The following is a 15,271-nucleotide window of genomic DNA, read 5'->3' as shown; positions in this document are numbered from 1 at the left end:
GCGGGTGCCCTTGATTATTCATTCTATTAGTCTAGAACCAATGACGATCGAAATCGCCGCCCCGCGAAGGCGGCCGTGCCCCTCGACCACCGGAGCTTCCGATGAAGCGGCAAGGACTGACATTCGTGCTGGCAACCCTGACAGGCCTGACCGGTCCGGCCCTTGCCGAGACCGTCAGGATCGACGTCGCGCCAGCACCCTCCATCTACCAGGCCGCCTACGAGGCCGTTGCGGCCGCTTTCGAACGCACGCATCCACAGATCAGGATCGATCTTGCGCCGGCCGTCCGCGAGGACGAGGAGCTGGTCCAGCGCACCCTGCGCGAGGCTATCGTCGGCAAGACGCCGGACGTCCTCTTCGTCAGTCCCGTCCTGATGCGGCCGCTGGTCGATCGCCGCCTCGCTGTCCCGCTCGCCGAGCTCGGGGCGACGCCGGCAGCGCTTTCGTCGCTGGGCCTCGTCGAGGGCGTGACCGGGGTCGGCGAAGTGAGCGGCACGCTCTACGGGCTGCCGCTCGGCGTTTCCACGCCCGTCGTCGTCTACAATGCCGATCTCGTGCGACGCGCGGGCGGCGACCCGGATCATTTCCCAGCGACCTGGCCGGAGACGACGGCCCTGGTCGGCCGTATCGGCGCCCTCGGCCGCGGCGTGCTCGGCGGATTCTTCGAATACGACAACACCAGCAACTGGACCTACAAGGCGCTGGTCGCCACCCTCGGCGGCCGCATGATGGACGCCAGCGAAAGGACGGTCGCCTTCGACGGGCCGGAAGGCCGCGAGGCCTTCGCCGTTCTCAGAGCTTTCGGCGAGGCGGGCCAGGGGCGCGCGGACATGACCCGCGACCAGGCGCGCCAAGCCTTCGTCGCCGGAACGATCGGTGTGCTGATCACCTCGAGCGGCGCGCTTGCCGGCCTCGAAAGACAGGTCGCCGGCAAGTTTCCGCTGAAGGCGGCCCCCCTTCCCACGGCCGGGACGGTCGGAAAGGTTCCCGCCGCCGGAGAAGTGGTGGTGGTGCTCGCCAAGGACCCGGCCAAGCGCGCGGCCGCCTGGCAATTCGCCCAGTTCGTCGTCGGCGTCGAGGCTCAGACCCTGATCGGCCAGAAGACCGGCCTCGTCTCGGTCAACCGCGAGGCGCTCGCCGATCCGGCCCGTCTCGGCCAGCAGCTGGAGGCCCGCCCCAACCAGAAGGCCGCGATCGACCAGCTCTCGCGGCTGACCGACTGGTATGCCTTCCCCGGCGAGAACACGATCAGGATCACGCAGGTCATCAGGGATTATCTGCAGCAGGTGCTGACCCTGAAGCGGCCACCCGAGGAGGCGCTCGCCGCCATGAAGCGGGACGTCGAGGCGCTGTTGCCCAAATGACCACAGTACCAGGAGACGTCGTCGCCGGCGACGGCCGGGCAGACATCCTGCCCCGGCCCGTCTGGATCCGCGAAAGCCTGACCGCCGGTCGCCCGCTGATCATCGCCCATCGCGGCGCCAGCGCCTCGGCGCCCGAGAACACGCTGCGGGCTTTCCGGGCAGCGCAGGCGGGAGCCGCCGACGCCATCGAGACCGACCTGTGGCTGACCGGCGACGGCCGCGCCGTGTGCACCCACGACGCGGACATCCGCGATGCCGCCGGCCGGGCTGTCGCGGTCGGCGCCTTGACTCGCGCGGCCCTGCGGGCGGTCCGGCCCGACATCCCCGATCTCGTGGAGGCCGGCTCGGTCGGGCTGCCGATCCTCCTCGACGTGAAGGAGAGCGACCTCTCCCGGTTCCTCCGCGTGCTGAAGGCCCCGGAGATTGCAGCCGAACCCCATCGGTTCATCGTCGGCGTCGGCACATGCGAGATCGCCTGCGCCGTGCAGAGGGCCTGTCCCGCCCTGGCTCAGGTCGGATTGATGCGGGAGATCGACGATTTCTCCGATTTTGCGCGACTCTCGCCTGCATTCTGGGGGCGGATTCATGCCCACCGCGCCACTGAGCGCCAGGTCGCGCGCCTCAGGGCGCTCGGCCTGGGCGTCATGATCACCTGCGGCAGAGCGGACGGCCCGGTCGGCGACACCGATGCGGCCGATCTCCGCCGCCTCGTCGCGCTCGCGCCCGATGCGCTGATCCTGAACGATCCGGCGCTCGCCGCGACCTTCGCCGGCGGACGAGGCGATGGCTGATCGGCTTCGTCTGCTGACGACCCACGACTTCTTCGGATCCTTCGCGCCGGTGCCGACCTCGTTCGGGACGCTGCCCGGCGGCGAGGGGCTGCGCTCCCGCGCCCGCGCGCTGCGCAAGGGCGGTCCGACCCTCTGGATCGACACCGGCGATCTGACCCAGGGCGGTCCGCTGACGCCGCTCACCAGTGGCGAGGGCGGTTTTGCCGCCGCGGCCGAGCTCGGCATGGATGTCACCGTCGTCGGCAATCACGAGCTCGATTTCGGCACCGATTTCCTGCTTCGCAACGCGCCTGCCTTGAAATGTCCGCTGCTCGGCGGCAATGCCGGCATCGACCTTCCCGCCACCGCGCTTCTCTCGACCGCGATCGGCCCGATCGGTGTCATCGGCCTCACGCACGATGCTCTTGCCTCGATGAGCGCCTGGAGCCTGACGCCCGATCGCGTCATGCCGATCCGACCGGACCCGGCGGTCGATGTCGCCGCCCTCGCTGCGGACCTGCGCCGCGACGGTGCGCGCGCGGTCGTTCTCGCCCTCCACGACGGCGTCGATTGGCAGATCGCCCCTGGACGCGGCTATCGGCCCGAGCCCGCGCGCCTTTTCGACAAGCTCCGAGCGTGGGCGCGGTCCGTCGATGTCATCGCCGCAGGACATACGCTCGGCCGATTCTTCGGGGCGATCGAGGGCACCCCGGTTCTTCAGCCCTGGCCGCTCGGCGCCGAGTTCGGCTGCATCGACCTCACCTTCGGCGGGTCGCAGCCTGCGTTCGGGGCGCCGCACGGCATCGGCATCGAGCCGGCCGGCCCCTGGACAGGCCATGGCGCCGAACGGATCGACGCGGCGGCCGACGACGTCCTGGGCCGGCTTGCCGCGCCGCTGGTCGCCCTGTCCGGAGGGCCGGCGCCGCTCGCATGCTTCATCGCCTCGGCGATCCGCCGCTTGGCGGGGGCAGAGGTCGCAATCGCCTATGTCACCTATGCGCAGCCGCCCGTCGACGGTGTCTTCGCCGCGCTTCCCGAAGGCGCGGTCACGCGCTTGCAGCTCCTCGAGATCGTGCCCTACAGCGACCATCGCATCGTCGCGGCCGAGATCGCCGCCGAGACGGCATCCCGGATGCCGCTTCTGCGCGAGCCGCTGCCGCAAAAGCGCTCGACCGCCTGGCGTCGCGACGGCACGGTTCCTTCGTCCGGCAGGGTGACGATCGCCACCACCGCGGGCGCGGCAGCCGCAGTCATCGAGTGCCAGGCCGGGGAAAGGCTCGCCTGGCACGACACGGGAACCCGCCTCGACCGCGCCGTCCGCCACCTGCTCTCCCACACCGCTCAGGCTTCCAGATGACGCAGAGCACCATCGCCTCGCCGGCCGGTCGGCAAGAGCCCGCCGACATCATCGATTTCATGCGCTCGATCCCGCCGGTGCCGCCGATCCTCTCCCATCATCTCGCCGAAGCGCTCCCACGGGTCGGTGGGAAGCCGCAGTCCGGCCTGCTTCTGCGCGATGCCGTGCCTGGCGGATCGGCCGAGGACCGCCGGGTTGGGGCGCTCTGGCTGCGCCCGCGCTTCAGGAGCGACATCCCGCCCGAGCGGATCATCGTGACCAACGGCACTCAGAGCGCCATTCTCCTCCTTCTGGAAGGGCTCGTGGGCCAGAACGGCCTGCTTCTGGCCGAGCGCCTCTCCTACGGCGTCATCGCCGATCTCGCGCGCCGGGCTCATGTCCGGATTGCCGGCCTTGCCATCGACGACGAAGGCATCGTGCCCGAAGCCTTCGAGGACGCGTGCCGGCGGGACGGGCCGAAGGCGCTCTACTGCAATCCGACAGACCACAATCCGACCACGTCCGTCGCCTCGGAAGGCCGGCGCCTGGCGCTTGCCGCCATCGCCCGTCGCCATGGCGTGCCGATCATCGAAGACGACCCGCTCGGCCGGCTCGACCGCGATGCGCCGCCGGCGATTGCCGCGCTGGCGCCCGATATCGCCTGGCATGTCGGCGGGCTGACCAAATGCCTCGCCCATGGCCTGCGCGTCGCCTATCTCGTGGCGCCCTCGGCCGCGGATCTCGACCGCGTCGTCGGCCCGGCGCGCCGGCTCTCTCATTGGTTTGCCGCGCCGCTCATGACCGCGCTCGTCGCCGATTGGATCATGTCCGGCGCGGCCGAGGCGATCTGCGCCGCGATCCGCGAGGAAACCGGAGCGCGCCGCCGGATCGCGCTCGGGATCCTGGAGAAGGCCGATCTGCGCTGCGGACCGAGCGGCATGCATGGTTGGCTGCGCCTGCCCGAGGACATCCGGGCCGACGCCTTTGCCGCGCGCCTTGCCGAGCGCGGCGTCCTGGTGCGTCCGGCCGGGCTGTTCGCCGTCGGCGAGGGGCAGGCGCCCCAGGCCGTCCGGCTGTCGCTGAGCGCGCCGCCGGATCGGCAGGCCGTCGAGCTCGGCCTGGAGCGGGTCGCCGCCCTGCTCGCATCGCCTGCCTGAGCGGGAACGGAGGGCGACGCCCGGCATCGCCGCCTCGCACGGCAGGCCCGGCAGGGCGGTCATCGCGGTGCGCCGGCGTAGATCCGTGCCGCGTTGTCATGCATGATCGATCGGATCTCGGAGGGAGGGCGGTCTGCGAGCGCCGAGAGAACGATGGCTGCCCAGCCGGCGCAGCTGGTCTTCGCCTCGACCATGGGCCAGTCGCTGCCGAAGACGACCCTGTCTGCGCCGAACACCCGCACCACGTGCCGGATGTAGGGATCGAACGTGCCGCATGCGCCTGCATGTGCTCCGGCCAATGTGACCAGGCCCGACATCTTGCAAACCACGTTGTCCAGGTCGGCGAACTCGGCGAGATCGGCCGCCCAGGGCGCGTAGCGTCCGCCGGCAATATCCGGCTTGCCCGCATGGTTGAGCACGAACGTCGTCGCCGGGCATCGCCTGGCCAAATCAGCGACGTTGGGCAGTTCATCGGGCCAGACGCCGATTTCGCAGATGAGGCCGAGATCGGCGAAGCGGCCGATGAGCCCGGCGACGCCCGTCTCGAGGAAGAATCGCGGGTTGCGCGCATAGCGGCTGAGGAGGCGCAGCCCACGGACACGGGCAGAGCGTGACACCCGCTCGACCAGTTCGCGCATGTCCGCCCGGGTCTCGAACGCCGTTCCCAGGATCATGCACCGGACCCTATCGTCAATGCGGCTCTGTTCCTCGAAGAAGGCTGCTTCTGCTTCGATCTGATCGGCCCGGACCACGGCCTCCATCGCCACGATCGTCCCGACGGGGAGGCCGAACGTGGCTCGGCGATAGTCGGTCGCATCCGCGAGCCGCAGGCTCTCGGGCTCGCGCGCGCCCCAGGCATAGTCGAAGCGCTCCGGCGCGCAGAAATGAACGTGGGTGTCGAAGATCTCGAAGCCTTCGACCCGGCCGCTCAGCCCGGCCAGGTCGTCCGGGCAGGGGGAGCGGCCGGGTGGTGCCGGATCCTCCGTCATTGGAGCGGCGTCGGAACGGCACAGTCCGCCGGCAGGAGCGGCGGCACCTCCTCGACCAGTTGCCGCAGGCCGTCCTGCGCAAGCAGTTTGCCGGCAATGATCGCCTCTGCCTTGCTGGAGATCATGTCGATGATCTTGATGCCGTTCGGTCCGGCCCAGGACTCCCACGGCGCCATCAGCGGCATCTGCGCGATCGCCGTCAGCTGGTTGGGGTTCTGCTTCAGATAGTTGCCGAGAAGGGCCGGATCATCGACGGCAATCCGGTTCACCGGCATGTATCCGGTGTCGGTTGCCATGAGCGTCTGGCCGACGGGTCCGGTCGCGAACTTCAGATAGGCCCAGGCAGCGTGTTGCTTCTCCGGGTCCTTGGTGAGGATGACGGCGCTGGTACCACCCGCCGGCAGCGTGCCGCCCGGCACCATGTCGGGGAAGGGCATCGTTCGGAAGGCGAACTTGCCGGCAGCGACCCGGGTCGCCTGGGCGACATAGGATGTGGAGCCGGCGAGGATCCCGACGGTGCCTGCGTCGAAGGCCTGCCGGCCCTGGCTCCAGGTGAGGTCCGGCATGCCCTGGTCGTGGAATTTCTGGAGAGTGTCGAACGTCCACGCTCCGGCGGCACCGTCGAACCCGACCCGGCATCCGCCGTCCTTCGCCAGGTTGCCGCCATGGCTGTTGACCAGGGCTTGAACGAGCCAGTTGCCGGAAGTATCCCACTGGAACGAGAAGCCCACAGGCGCCTTGGGCAGCGCGTGGATCTTCCTGGAAAGCGCCAGGACCCCGTCCCAGGTCGTCGGGAACGCGTCCATGGCACCGCCGGCCGCCCGGACCAGGTCCTCGTTGACGTAAAGGATCGGCGTCGAGACCGCGAATGGCATCGCATAGGTCCTGCCCTGCACCCGGCCGAGCGAAACGATGGATCTCATCGAGCCCAGCGTCTCGAAGCCTCCCTCCGACGCGGCGCGCTCGTCGAGCGGCGCAGCGAGCCCCCGGTCGACCAGGACCCGGAGCTGGTTGAGGCCGATGAACGCGACATCCGGCGTGTCGCCGACCACGGCCGAGCGCAGGATCTGCTGAATGCCGTCCTCGTAGTCCTTGGCCGGACTGCGAAAGACGATCTTGATGTCCGGGTTTTTCTGCGTGAATTTCTGCGACAGCTCATCATGCAGTTTCGAGAAATTGCTTGGAACCGCATAGAGAACCGACAAGATTGTCTCGGCATTGGCCGGTGGGACGCTGAGCCAGGAGAAGCAGAGCGTGGCGGTGGCGATGATGGCGCTGCGCCATCTGCGGCCGAGCAGGGCGCGGCTCCGGGAGGCGGATCGTTTCACGGTCGACTCCTCGAGGCTGTCTCGATGTGAGGTTGGCGATGAACAAGCCGGCGCCACGGGATCGATGCGGTCGGTCGATCCGTGGCTGCGTCGAGGACGGTGTCGCCGCCGGCGCTTTCGCCAGGAGGGCTCACCCGATTGCGCGACACCGCTTCCCATTGCCGGACTCGCTTTTTCATTCTAGACTTATAGTATGAATCGTCACGCAAAACTTTTGTGACGACCATGGCCGACGGAGACGGTGCGGATGGAAAGCGGGGTCAGCCGGTGGCGTCAGATTTCCGAGACTCTCATCAAGGAGATCGAGCGCGGCGTGTTCGAAGCGGATCGGCGCCTGCCGAACAGCAACGACCTCGCGGCGCGCTTCGGCGTCAACCGCCACACCGTGCTTCGCGCGCTGGCGCAGCTGCAGACGGAAGGCATCGTCCGGATGGAGCGGGGCCGCGGCACCTACGCCGTGGTCAATCCGCTGCAGATGCGGCTCGGGCCGCGGCGCTGGTTCGAGCAGAACCTGATCCATTCGAACCGCGTGCCGACACGAAAGGTCCTGTCGGTCGCGCGCCTGCCGGCACCGGAGGCCGCGGCCGAGGCCCTCGACATCGCGCCCGGCTCCGAAACGGCCTTCGTGGTCCTCCGCGGCGAGGCGGATGGCGTGCCCATCAACATCGTCAGCAATTATTTTCCGCTCGAGCGATTTCCGAACATCGACGACGTGTTCAGGGCTTTCGGTCCCGAGCCGACGAGCCAGCTGTCCTTCGGCAAGATATTCAGGGACTATGGCGTGGCGGACTTCCGGCGCAAGGCCCTGCGCATCCGTTCGCGCCCGCCGCGGCCCGAGGAGGCCCGCCAGCTGGAGATCGCGCCGGTCGATCACGTCCTGGAAACCGACGTGACGCTCGTCGACTCCTCCGACACGCCGCTCAACTACGCCAACACGGCCTATGCAAGCAGCCGGGTCGAGCTGGTCGTGGACCTCTAGAGCAAAGGGGCGCCAGCTGTGGTCTCGCCCATGGGATGGCCGCGGAGAGGGTGAGATTCGAACTCACGGTGGAGTTGCCCCCACGGCGGTTTTCAAGACCGCTGCCTTAAACCACTCGGCCACCTCTCCGTGCCCGTCATTTGCGGGAAGCGGTGGCGCTTTGCAAGAGCGGCCTGCGCGGCTGCGGCCGCGGGCCGCTCGCGGGTTCTCCGCCCTCGCGGCCGGCCGCGGATTCGCCGCCGATCCGCCACGGCATGAGGCGTGATCGGCGTGCGGATTGTGGCGGTGAAGCGGTGCAGGCCGGGAGAAGATTTCGGAATATTTCCCGATATCAAGGGCATGCGAGCAAGCCTTGCCAAGTGTCGCCGATCCCGTTGCCGGCCAAATTTTCGCTTCCCGTCTGCTCGGTTTCGACTACAATCTCTTTACCGATCTTGACTCGGTGCCGCAATTTCGTCGCATTTGAGCGACTTTGTCCAACGAGTGGCGTTAGACAGTGCGTTGCGCACGCGGGGTCAACCCGCGGCGGCAATTGAAACGGGTCGCGTCGAAAGGCAAGGGGCATGCGCGCTTCCGGGCCGCCCATGCCAACCTTTCGAACGTGGGGAAGGGATTGAGTGATGACAAATAGCGTCCGGGCCCGATGGGCCAAGGGGGGGGCGTTTGCGTCACCGGTGCCGGGCTTTCCGGTGCCGCTGTTGAAAGTGACGATGACGGCCGTCGGGTGCCTGGCGCTCGCCAACTGCTCGTCGAGCTCGTTTACCGCAGGCGAGCGCACCAAGGATCCGAAATACGGCGTCTACGCCAGCCCGCGGCTGGTCGCGGGCGCCGATCCCATCGACCCCGGCGTCTCCCGTCGCGGCGTCTATCTCGTGGGCAGGCCCTATGTGGTGGCGGGCAAGCGCTACGTCCCGCACGAGGACACCAATTACAGCGCCGTCGGCACCGCGTCCTGGTACGGCAACGACTTCCATGGCCGCCTGACGGCCAATGGCGAAGTCTTCGACATGCATGACGTCACGGCGGCTCACAAGACCATGCCGCTGCCGAGCTATGCCCGCGTCACCAATCTCGAGAACGGCGATTCCATCATCGTGCGCGTCAACGATCGCGGCCCCTATCACGGCGGGCGGGTGATCGACGTGTCGCGGCGCGCCGCCGAGCTCCTGGAGTTCAAGCAGCAGGGCACCGGCCGGGTGAAGGTCGAATATGTCGGGCGTGCCAAGCCGACGGGGTCGGACACGGCGATGCTGGTGGCCTCGCTGCGCACCGACGGCTCGCCGGCGCAGCTGAACCTGGGCGGCGTGCCCGACACCATGGTGGCGCAGGCACCTGCCGTCGCGCCCGTCCCGGCGGCGCCGGCTCCGGCGCCGGCCCCCGTGCTGCTCGCCGCCTACCAGGCGCCGGCGCAGCCCGCGGCGCAGCCGGCCGTCGCCTCGGCCGAGGCGTTGCCGCCGGCGATCGCCGAGCCCGAGCGGCTGGCTGCGGAGACCATGGCCTATCAGTCCGGCGTGCTGCCGCTGCCGCCCGAGCGCCCGGCGGAGATCAGCGTCGCTTCGGTCGTCGTGCCGGCGAACGCGACCGTGACCCCGGAGAACGCCGCCGCCGCACCGGCGACCCCTGGCGTTGCCGCGCCGGCGGCCGTCACCATCGGTGCGCCCGTCAACGCCGATGCCGGCTCGATCGACCTCCTGACCATTCCGGGCGCGGCGACGCCGATCCCCGCCAAGGCCAAGCCGACCCAGATCCTGCACAAGCTGCCGCAGCACACCGCCGATGCCGGTGCCCGCCTGATCAGGACGGTGCCGATGAAGCTGCGCGTCGCCGACATCGTCGGCACCGCCGCCACCCTCGGCGACACGCCGATGGTGCTGCCGGTTCTGGCCTATGCCGCCGCTGCGCCCCAGCCGAGCCCGGACATCTATGTCAATGCCGGCCTCTATGCCGACCAGGCCGGGGCCGAGCGCATGCGCTGGGTGCTGTCACAGGCCGGCGAGGTCCAGGTGCTCTCCTATGAGCGCGGCGGCCACACGGTCTGGCAGGTGCAGGCCGGCCCCTTCGCCGACCGCACCGAGGCAGCCGCGGTGGTCGGCATGGCGCGCAGCGCCGGCGCGGACGGCGCCGCCCTGGCGGAGTGAGCCGGGACGCCTCGTTGCCGATCCCGGCGGCCCGCCGCCGGGAGGGCGACCTCAGTCCTTGCCTGTGGCGACGGGCAGGTCGGCCCGCGAGCCCCATTCGGTCCAGGACCCGTCGTAGAGCGCTGCCGCCGGCTTGCCGATCGAGGCGAGCGCCAGGGTCAGGATGGCGGCCGTGACGCCCGAGCCGCAGCTGGTGATGACCGGCTGATCGACGTCGACGCCCGCCGCAGCGAAAGCGCTCGCCACCGCGTCCGGCGCGGCGAGGCGGCCCCGGTCGATCACCGCCGAGGCGGGCAGGTTGCGCGCGCCCGGCATGTGGCCGCCGCGCACGCCGGGGCGGGGCTCCGGGGCTTCGCCGGCGAAGCGGTCCGCCGGCCGGGCGTCGACCACCGTGGCGCCGCCCGTCCGCAAGGCCGCCGCCACCGCCTCGGCGCCGGCCACGGCGTCGCGGTCGAGCCGGGCGGTGAAGGGGGCTGGGCTCCGGCGCGCCGGTCCCGACTCGACCGGCCGTCCCTCGGCGGTCCAGGCGGGAAAGCCGCCGTCGAGCACGAAGACCCGCGGGGCGCCGAAGACGCGGAACGTCCACCACACCCGCGGCGCCGAGAACAGGCCGGCGCCGTCATAGACGACGATGTCCATGGTCTCGGCGATGCCGAGCGCCCCGGCAGCCGCGGCGAAGGCCGCCTCGGAGGGCAGCATGTGCGGCAGGCCCGAGGCATGGTCGGCGATCGCGTCGATATCGAAGAACGCGGCGCCCGGGATATGCGCTGCGAGGAATTCTTCGGCGCCGCTGCGGTTCTGGGCCGGCAGGTACCAGGAGGCGTCGACGACGGCGAGGCCGGGATCGCCGAGCCGCGCGGCGAGCCAGTCGGTGGAGACGAGATGGGAGGGCATGGGCAGGGATCCTGTGCGTCCCCTGTCTAGAACAAAGCGCGTTTGGACGGAAACGCCGCTTTGCTCCGGCTCCTTGTTTCGACGCGTCTTTGCGATGCTTGGCGTTGCCGCCAAATCGCAAAAACGCTGTCGGCGAATTTCGCGCGGGAACCCAGCGGCGGCCTGCGACAATCCCCCGTTCAGGCCGTCGTGCCCTCGCTGCGGACGAGATGGCACGCGGTGATCTTCCAGCTGCCGTCCGGCTCGTGCTCCAGGGTGTAGACCGCCGTCCAGATCTGTCCGTCCGCGTCGACGATCTCGACGGCCTGGACGAGGACCCCATCCCGCGACTCCAGGGCGCCGAAGCTGTATTGCCGCGGCCGGTAGACCGGCTGATAGACGCCGCGAACCATGGCCATGAAAGCCTCGGCGGTGGGAAAGATCCGCTGGATGTTCGGGGCGGCATAGGCATAGGCGGCCGCGCCGTCGTCCCGCTTGAAGGCTTCGAGCTGGTTGCGGATGACGCCCTGGACCGCGGCGGTGTCCGCCTCGGTCTGCGCCCGGCCGGGCAGGGGCAGGGCCCAGGCGAGGGTGGCGATCAGCACGGCGGCGACGATGCGCATGGCGAGGCCCTCCACGGCCATCGCTGTTACGCGCGAGGGGCCTCGCCGGTTGCAGACGCATTGCACAAGCCGCGCCGCGGCGCTCAGGCCTCGCCGAGCGCCGCCTTGTCCGCGAACCAGCGCACGCCGGGCACCGTGGCGGCGCGGGCCGCCGGCAGGTCCTCGCCGGCGAGAACGCGCGGCAGGATGGCCCGCTTGTCGGCGCCGCTGACCAGGAAGGCGGTGGCCCGGCTGGCGGCGAGGGCGGGGAAGGTGAGGGTGACGCGCGGCACGAAGGGCTCGAGCCCGGGCGGTCCGGCCACGGCCCAGCGCCGCGTCTCCCGCAGCGCCGGCGAGCCGGGGAACAGGGAGGCGGTATGGCCGTCCGGACCGATGCCGAGCAGCATGACGTCGAACAGCGGCCGCTGCGGATCGAGCGCGGGGCCGCCGTAATAGTGCTCCAGCGCCGCCTGGTAGGCGGCAGCGGCGGCCTCGGGATCGAGGCCGGCCACCGGCACGGCGTGCACCTGGTCGGGCGGCACCGGGGCCTGGTCGAGCAGCGCCTCGCGCGCCATGTGCTGGTTGCTGCGCGGATCGTCCGCCGGCACCACGCGCTCGTCGCCGAAGAACCAGTGCAGGCGCGGCCAGGGCAGCCTGGCACGCCAGGGATCGCGGGCGAGGCGCTGGTAGAGCCGCTTCGGCGTCGAGCCGCCGGAAAGGCAGATCGCCGCCCGGCCCGGCGTCGCGGCGATCGCATCGACCAGCCAGTCGGCCGCGCGGTCGGCGAGGTCGTCGGCGTCGGTGCAGGTGGTGATGTCGGCCATGGTCCTTACCCCAGCTTGCGCCAGCCACGCCCGTCGCGGGCCAGCAGGGCGTCTGCTTCCTCCGGGCCTTCGGAGCCCGCCGCATAGGTCGCCACGCCCGCATGCCCGGCGGCCCGCCAGGCGTCGAGGAAGGGCTGCACGGCCCGCCAGCCGGCTTCGACGCCGTCGGCGCGCTGGAACAGCATGGCGTCGCCGATCATGCAGTCATAGATCAGCGTCTCGTAGCCGGTGCTCGGCGCGCTCTCGAAATAGTCCTTGTAGTTGAAGGTCATGCCGACTGGCGCCAGCGCGACGGTTGGGCCCGGCACCTTGGCGTTGAAGTGCAGGGTGATGCCCTCTTCCGGCTGGATGTTGAGCACGAGATAGTTCTGGCTCAGCCCCAGCGGCGCGTCGCCGAGGCGCGTGTCCCGGAACATCGAGATCGGCGCCTCCTTGAACTTGATCGCCACCTCGGTCTTGCGCCGGGCCAGGGCCTTGCCGGTGCGCAGGTAGAACGGCACGCCGGCCCAGCGCCAGTTGTCGATCGCGAGCTTGATCGCGGCGTAGGTCTCGGTGGTGCTCTCCGGATTGACGTCCTGGGCCTGGCGATAGGCGATGACCTCGGCATCCCTGACCCGGCCGGCGCCATATTGCGCCCGCACCGAATTGGCGATCGCCGCCTGCTCGTCATAGACGTCGATGGCCGCCAGCGCTTCGGCTTTCTCAGAGCGCACGGCGTGGGCGTCGTAATGGGCCGGCGGCTCCATGGCGATCAGCGACAGGAGCTGGCTGAGATGGTTCGGCACCATGTCGCGCATCGCGCCGGTCGTGTCGTAGAACTTGCCGCGCCGCTCGACATTGACCGTCTCGGCCACGGTGATCTGCACGTGGTCGATGAAGTTGCGGTTCCAGATCGGCTCGAACAGGCCGTTGGCGAACCGCATGATCATGATGTTCTGGACGGTCTCCTTGCCCAGATAATGATCCATGCGGAAGATCTGATCCTCGGAGAGGACGCTGAGCAGCTCGCGGTTCAGCGCCTTGGCGGAGTCGAGATCGCTGCCGAACGGCTTCTCGACGATGACGCGGCGCCAGCCCGAGCCCTCGCCCTCCTGCGTCAGGCCGGCCTGGGCCAGCTGGCGGGTGATCGGGGCGAAGGCCGTGGGCGGCGTGGCGAGATAGAACAGCCGGTTGCCGGGGATGCGGTGGGCCACCTCGACCTGCTTGAGATGGCTGCCGAGGCGCCGGTAGCTGTCGGGATCGTCGGTCTGGCCTTCGACGCAGCTCACGCTCGCGAACAGCTTTTCGGCGATCGCCGGGTCGACCGGCCGGGTGGCGAATTGCTTGAGCCCGTCCCACAGCGCCTGCCGGAAGGCCTCGTCCGAGATGGCCGAGCGCATCACGCCGACGATCGCGAAAGGCTCCGGCAGCAGGTTGGACTCCGCCAGATTGTAGAGCGCCGGCACCAACAGGCGCTTGGTGAGATCGCCGTTGGCGCCGAAGATCACGAAACTGCAGGGATCGGGCCGGCGAGCCCTGCCGTTCTTCAGGCCAGCCATCACTGCTCCGCCTTCTTGGGCTCGACATGGCCGCCGAAGCCCTTGCGCATCGCTGAGAGGATCTTCTCGGCATAGGTGTGCTCGTGGCGCGAGCGGAAGCGCGTGTAGAGCGCTGCCGACAGCACTTCGGCCGGCACCGCCTGCTCGATCGCCGCCTGAATGGTCCAGCGGCCCTCGCCGGAATCCTCCACATAGCCGGAATAGTCCTCGAGGCCCGCGTCCTCGGCCAGGGCCGAGGCCGTGAGGTCGAGCAGCCAGGAGGTGATGACGCTGCCGCGCCGCCAGACCTCGGAGATGTCGGCCATGTCGAAGGTGAAGCGCTCGTCCTCGGGGCGCTCCTCCAGATTGGCCGATTTGAGGATGTCGAAGCCCTCGGCATAGGCCTGCATCAGGCCGTATTCGATGCCGTTGTGGACCATCTTGACGAAGTGCCCGGCGCCCACCGGGCCGGCATGGATGTAGCCCTCCTCGGCGCGCGGGTCGCGGCCCTCGCGGCCGGGCGTGCGCGGCACGTCGCCGAGGCCCGGCGCCAGCGCCTTGAAGATCGGGTCGAGCCGGTCGACCGTCTCCTTCTTGCCGCCGATCATCATGCAATAGCCGCGTTCCAGGCCCCAGACGCCGCCCGAGGTGCCGACATCGACATAGTCGATGCCCTTGGCGGCGAGCTCGCGGGAGCGGCGGACGTCGTCCTTCCAGAAGGTGTTGCCGCCGTCGATGATCACGTCGCCCTTGTCCATGAGGTCGGCGAGCGCGCGGATCGTGCCTTCGGTGATGGCGCCGGCCGGCAGCATCACCCAGATGGCGCGCGGCTTGTCGAGCTTGGCGACCATGGCGGCGAGGCCGTCGACACCCGCCGCGCCGTCGGCGGCGAGCGCCTGCACGGCCTGCGGGTTGCGATCATAGACCACGCCGGTATGGCCGTGCTGCATCAGGCGGCGGACGATGTTGCCACCCATCCGCCCGAGTCCGATCATTCCCAGTTGCATGTTCATCTCCTGCTCTGGATGACGCGAGCCCCTCGCGCGGCGACCGCCGGAGGTGTAGCGCGTCCGGCAGCGCCGTCAATGCGGCTGCCCCGATAAGCGCGCGGGGCAGGGGGCGCAGCATGGCATGACTGGGTCACGAACCGGTGACCGGGACGGCCGAGACCCTCTCCGAGGGCTCGCGCCCCCGATGCGGCTTGACCCGCCCCGTTCCCGCGCTTAGAGACACGCGCCATGCGGGCGCAGTGCCCGCCGACGTCGGGATGCGCCTTCGCGGCGACGATCCGACCTCAGCCTGGTGCGGGCCGGTAGCTCAGCGGTAGAGCACGTGACTTTTAATCATGTGGTCGAGGGTTCGATTCCCTCCCGGCTCACCAGCAGGATCTGAAA

13 protein-coding genes and 2 tRNA genes are annotated in these 15,271 nt (G+C 69.7%); 7 read left to right on the top strand and 8 right to left on the bottom strand.

From position 1 onward, the window contains the following. Positions 1-101: 101 nt before the first annotated feature. The 4 genes from QO011_RS11045 to QO011_RS11030 are packed head-to-tail and all read left to right on the top strand — an operon-like array spanning position 102 to position 4,627. Positions 102-1,364, top strand: a complete 1,263-nt coding sequence (locus QO011_RS11045) for an extracellular solute-binding protein (protein ID WP_307271567.1) — start codon at positions 102-104, stop codon at positions 1,362-1,364. Continuing rightward, a complete protein-coding gene (locus QO011_RS11040; RefSeq protein ID WP_307271565.1) occupies positions 1,361-2,155 on the top strand; it encodes a glycerophosphodiester phosphodiesterase in 795 nt (264 codons plus the stop codon). Before QO011_RS11045 ends, QO011_RS11040 begins: the two co-directional genes overlap by 4 nt. Continuing rightward, positions 2,148-3,491, top strand: a complete 1,344-nt coding sequence (locus tag QO011_RS11035; RefSeq protein WP_307271563.1) for a metallophosphoesterase — start codon at positions 2,148-2,150, stop codon at positions 3,489-3,491. Before QO011_RS11040 ends, QO011_RS11035 begins: the two co-directional genes overlap by 8 nt. Then, the gene (locus tag QO011_RS11030; protein WP_307271561.1) at positions 3,488-4,627 is read left to right on the top strand and encodes an aminotransferase-like domain-containing protein; all 1,140 of its coding nucleotides are present in this window, start codon (positions 3,488-3,490) and stop codon (positions 4,625-4,627) included. Before QO011_RS11035 ends, QO011_RS11030 begins: the two co-directional genes overlap by 4 nt. Before the next feature lie 59 nt (positions 4,628-4,686). Here QO011_RS11030 and QO011_RS11025 read toward each other — a convergent pair whose 3' ends face one another. Together QO011_RS11025 and QO011_RS11020 are read right to left on the bottom strand one after the other, a co-directional pair. After that, complete coding sequence (locus QO011_RS11025; protein ID WP_307271557.1) at positions 4,687-5,616, bottom strand: amidohydrolase family protein; 930 nt, start codon at positions 5,614-5,616, stop codon at positions 4,687-4,689. Further along, complete coding sequence (locus tag QO011_RS11020; RefSeq protein WP_307271555.1) at positions 5,613-7,103, bottom strand: ABC transporter substrate-binding protein; 1,491 nt, start codon at positions 7,101-7,103, stop codon at positions 5,613-5,615. Before QO011_RS11020 ends, QO011_RS11025 begins: the two co-directional genes overlap by 4 nt. A gap of 88 nt (positions 7,104-7,191) precedes the next feature. Here QO011_RS11020 and phnF point away from each other — a divergent pair, with 88 nt between their 5' ends. Then, a complete protein-coding gene (phnF, locus tag QO011_RS11015) occupies positions 7,192-7,923 on the top strand; it encodes a phosphonate metabolism transcriptional regulator PhnF (protein WP_307271550.1) in 732 nt (243 codons plus the stop codon). A gap of 42 nt (positions 7,924-7,965) precedes the next feature. On the opposite strand, the gene QO011_RS11010 is transcribed toward phnF, so the two are convergent. Further along, positions 7,966-8,052: transfer RNA gene (locus tag QO011_RS11010), tRNA-Ser, on the bottom strand. Positions 8,053-8,633: 581 nt separating this feature from the next. Between QO011_RS11010 and QO011_RS11005 the strand changes: the two genes are divergently transcribed. After that, positions 8,634-10,061 carry a septal ring lytic transglycosylase RlpA family protein gene (locus tag QO011_RS11005; protein WP_307271547.1) on the top strand — a complete coding sequence of 476 codons (1,428 nt, stop codon included), beginning with the start codon at positions 8,634-8,636 and terminating at the stop codon, positions 10,059-10,061. Positions 10,062-10,112: 51 nt separating this feature from the next. On the opposite strand, the gene sseA is transcribed toward QO011_RS11005, so the two are convergent. From sseA to gnd, 5 genes are all read right to left on the bottom strand, one after another. After that, positions 10,113-10,955, bottom strand: a complete 843-nt coding sequence (gene sseA, locus QO011_RS11000; protein ID WP_307271544.1) for a 3-mercaptopyruvate sulfurtransferase — start codon at positions 10,953-10,955, stop codon at positions 10,113-10,115. A 179-nt stretch (positions 10,956-11,134) separates the two neighbouring features. Beyond that, positions 11,135-11,557 carry a DUF4864 domain-containing protein gene (locus tag QO011_RS10995; protein WP_307271541.1) on the bottom strand — a complete coding sequence of 141 codons (423 nt, stop codon included), beginning with the start codon at positions 11,555-11,557 and terminating at the stop codon, positions 11,135-11,137. An 83-nt stretch (positions 11,558-11,640) separates the two neighbouring features. Next, positions 11,641-12,360, bottom strand: a complete 720-nt coding sequence (pgl, locus tag QO011_RS10990) for a 6-phosphogluconolactonase (RefSeq protein ID WP_307271538.1) — start codon at positions 12,358-12,360, stop codon at positions 11,641-11,643. Positions 12,361-12,365: 5 nt separating this feature from the next. Continuing rightward, positions 12,366-13,898 carry a glucose-6-phosphate dehydrogenase gene (zwf, locus tag QO011_RS10985; RefSeq protein ID WP_307271535.1) on the bottom strand — a complete coding sequence of 511 codons (1,533 nt, stop codon included), beginning with the start codon at positions 13,896-13,898 and terminating at the stop codon, positions 12,366-12,368. Further along, positions 13,898-14,884, bottom strand: a complete 987-nt coding sequence (gene gnd, locus QO011_RS10980) for a phosphogluconate dehydrogenase (NAD(+)-dependent, decarboxylating) (RefSeq protein WP_307271533.1) — start codon at positions 14,882-14,884, stop codon at positions 13,898-13,900. The genes zwf and gnd overlap by 1 nt, the downstream gene beginning before the upstream one ends. Before the next feature lie 299 nt (positions 14,885-15,183). On the opposite strand from gnd, the gene QO011_RS10975 reads away from it, so the two are divergent. Next, a tRNA-Lys gene (locus QO011_RS10975) sits at positions 15,184-15,258 on the top strand. Positions 15,259-15,271: the final 13 nt, after the last annotated feature.

The organism is Labrys wisconsinensis (assembly GCF_030814995.1).
In the GTDB taxonomy this organism is placed as follows: domain Bacteria; phylum Pseudomonadota; class Alphaproteobacteria; order Rhizobiales; family Labraceae; genus Labrys; species Labrys wisconsinensis.
Note: the sequence above shows the minus strand (reverse complement) of the source record. Positions and strands in the feature narration are given on the sequence as shown.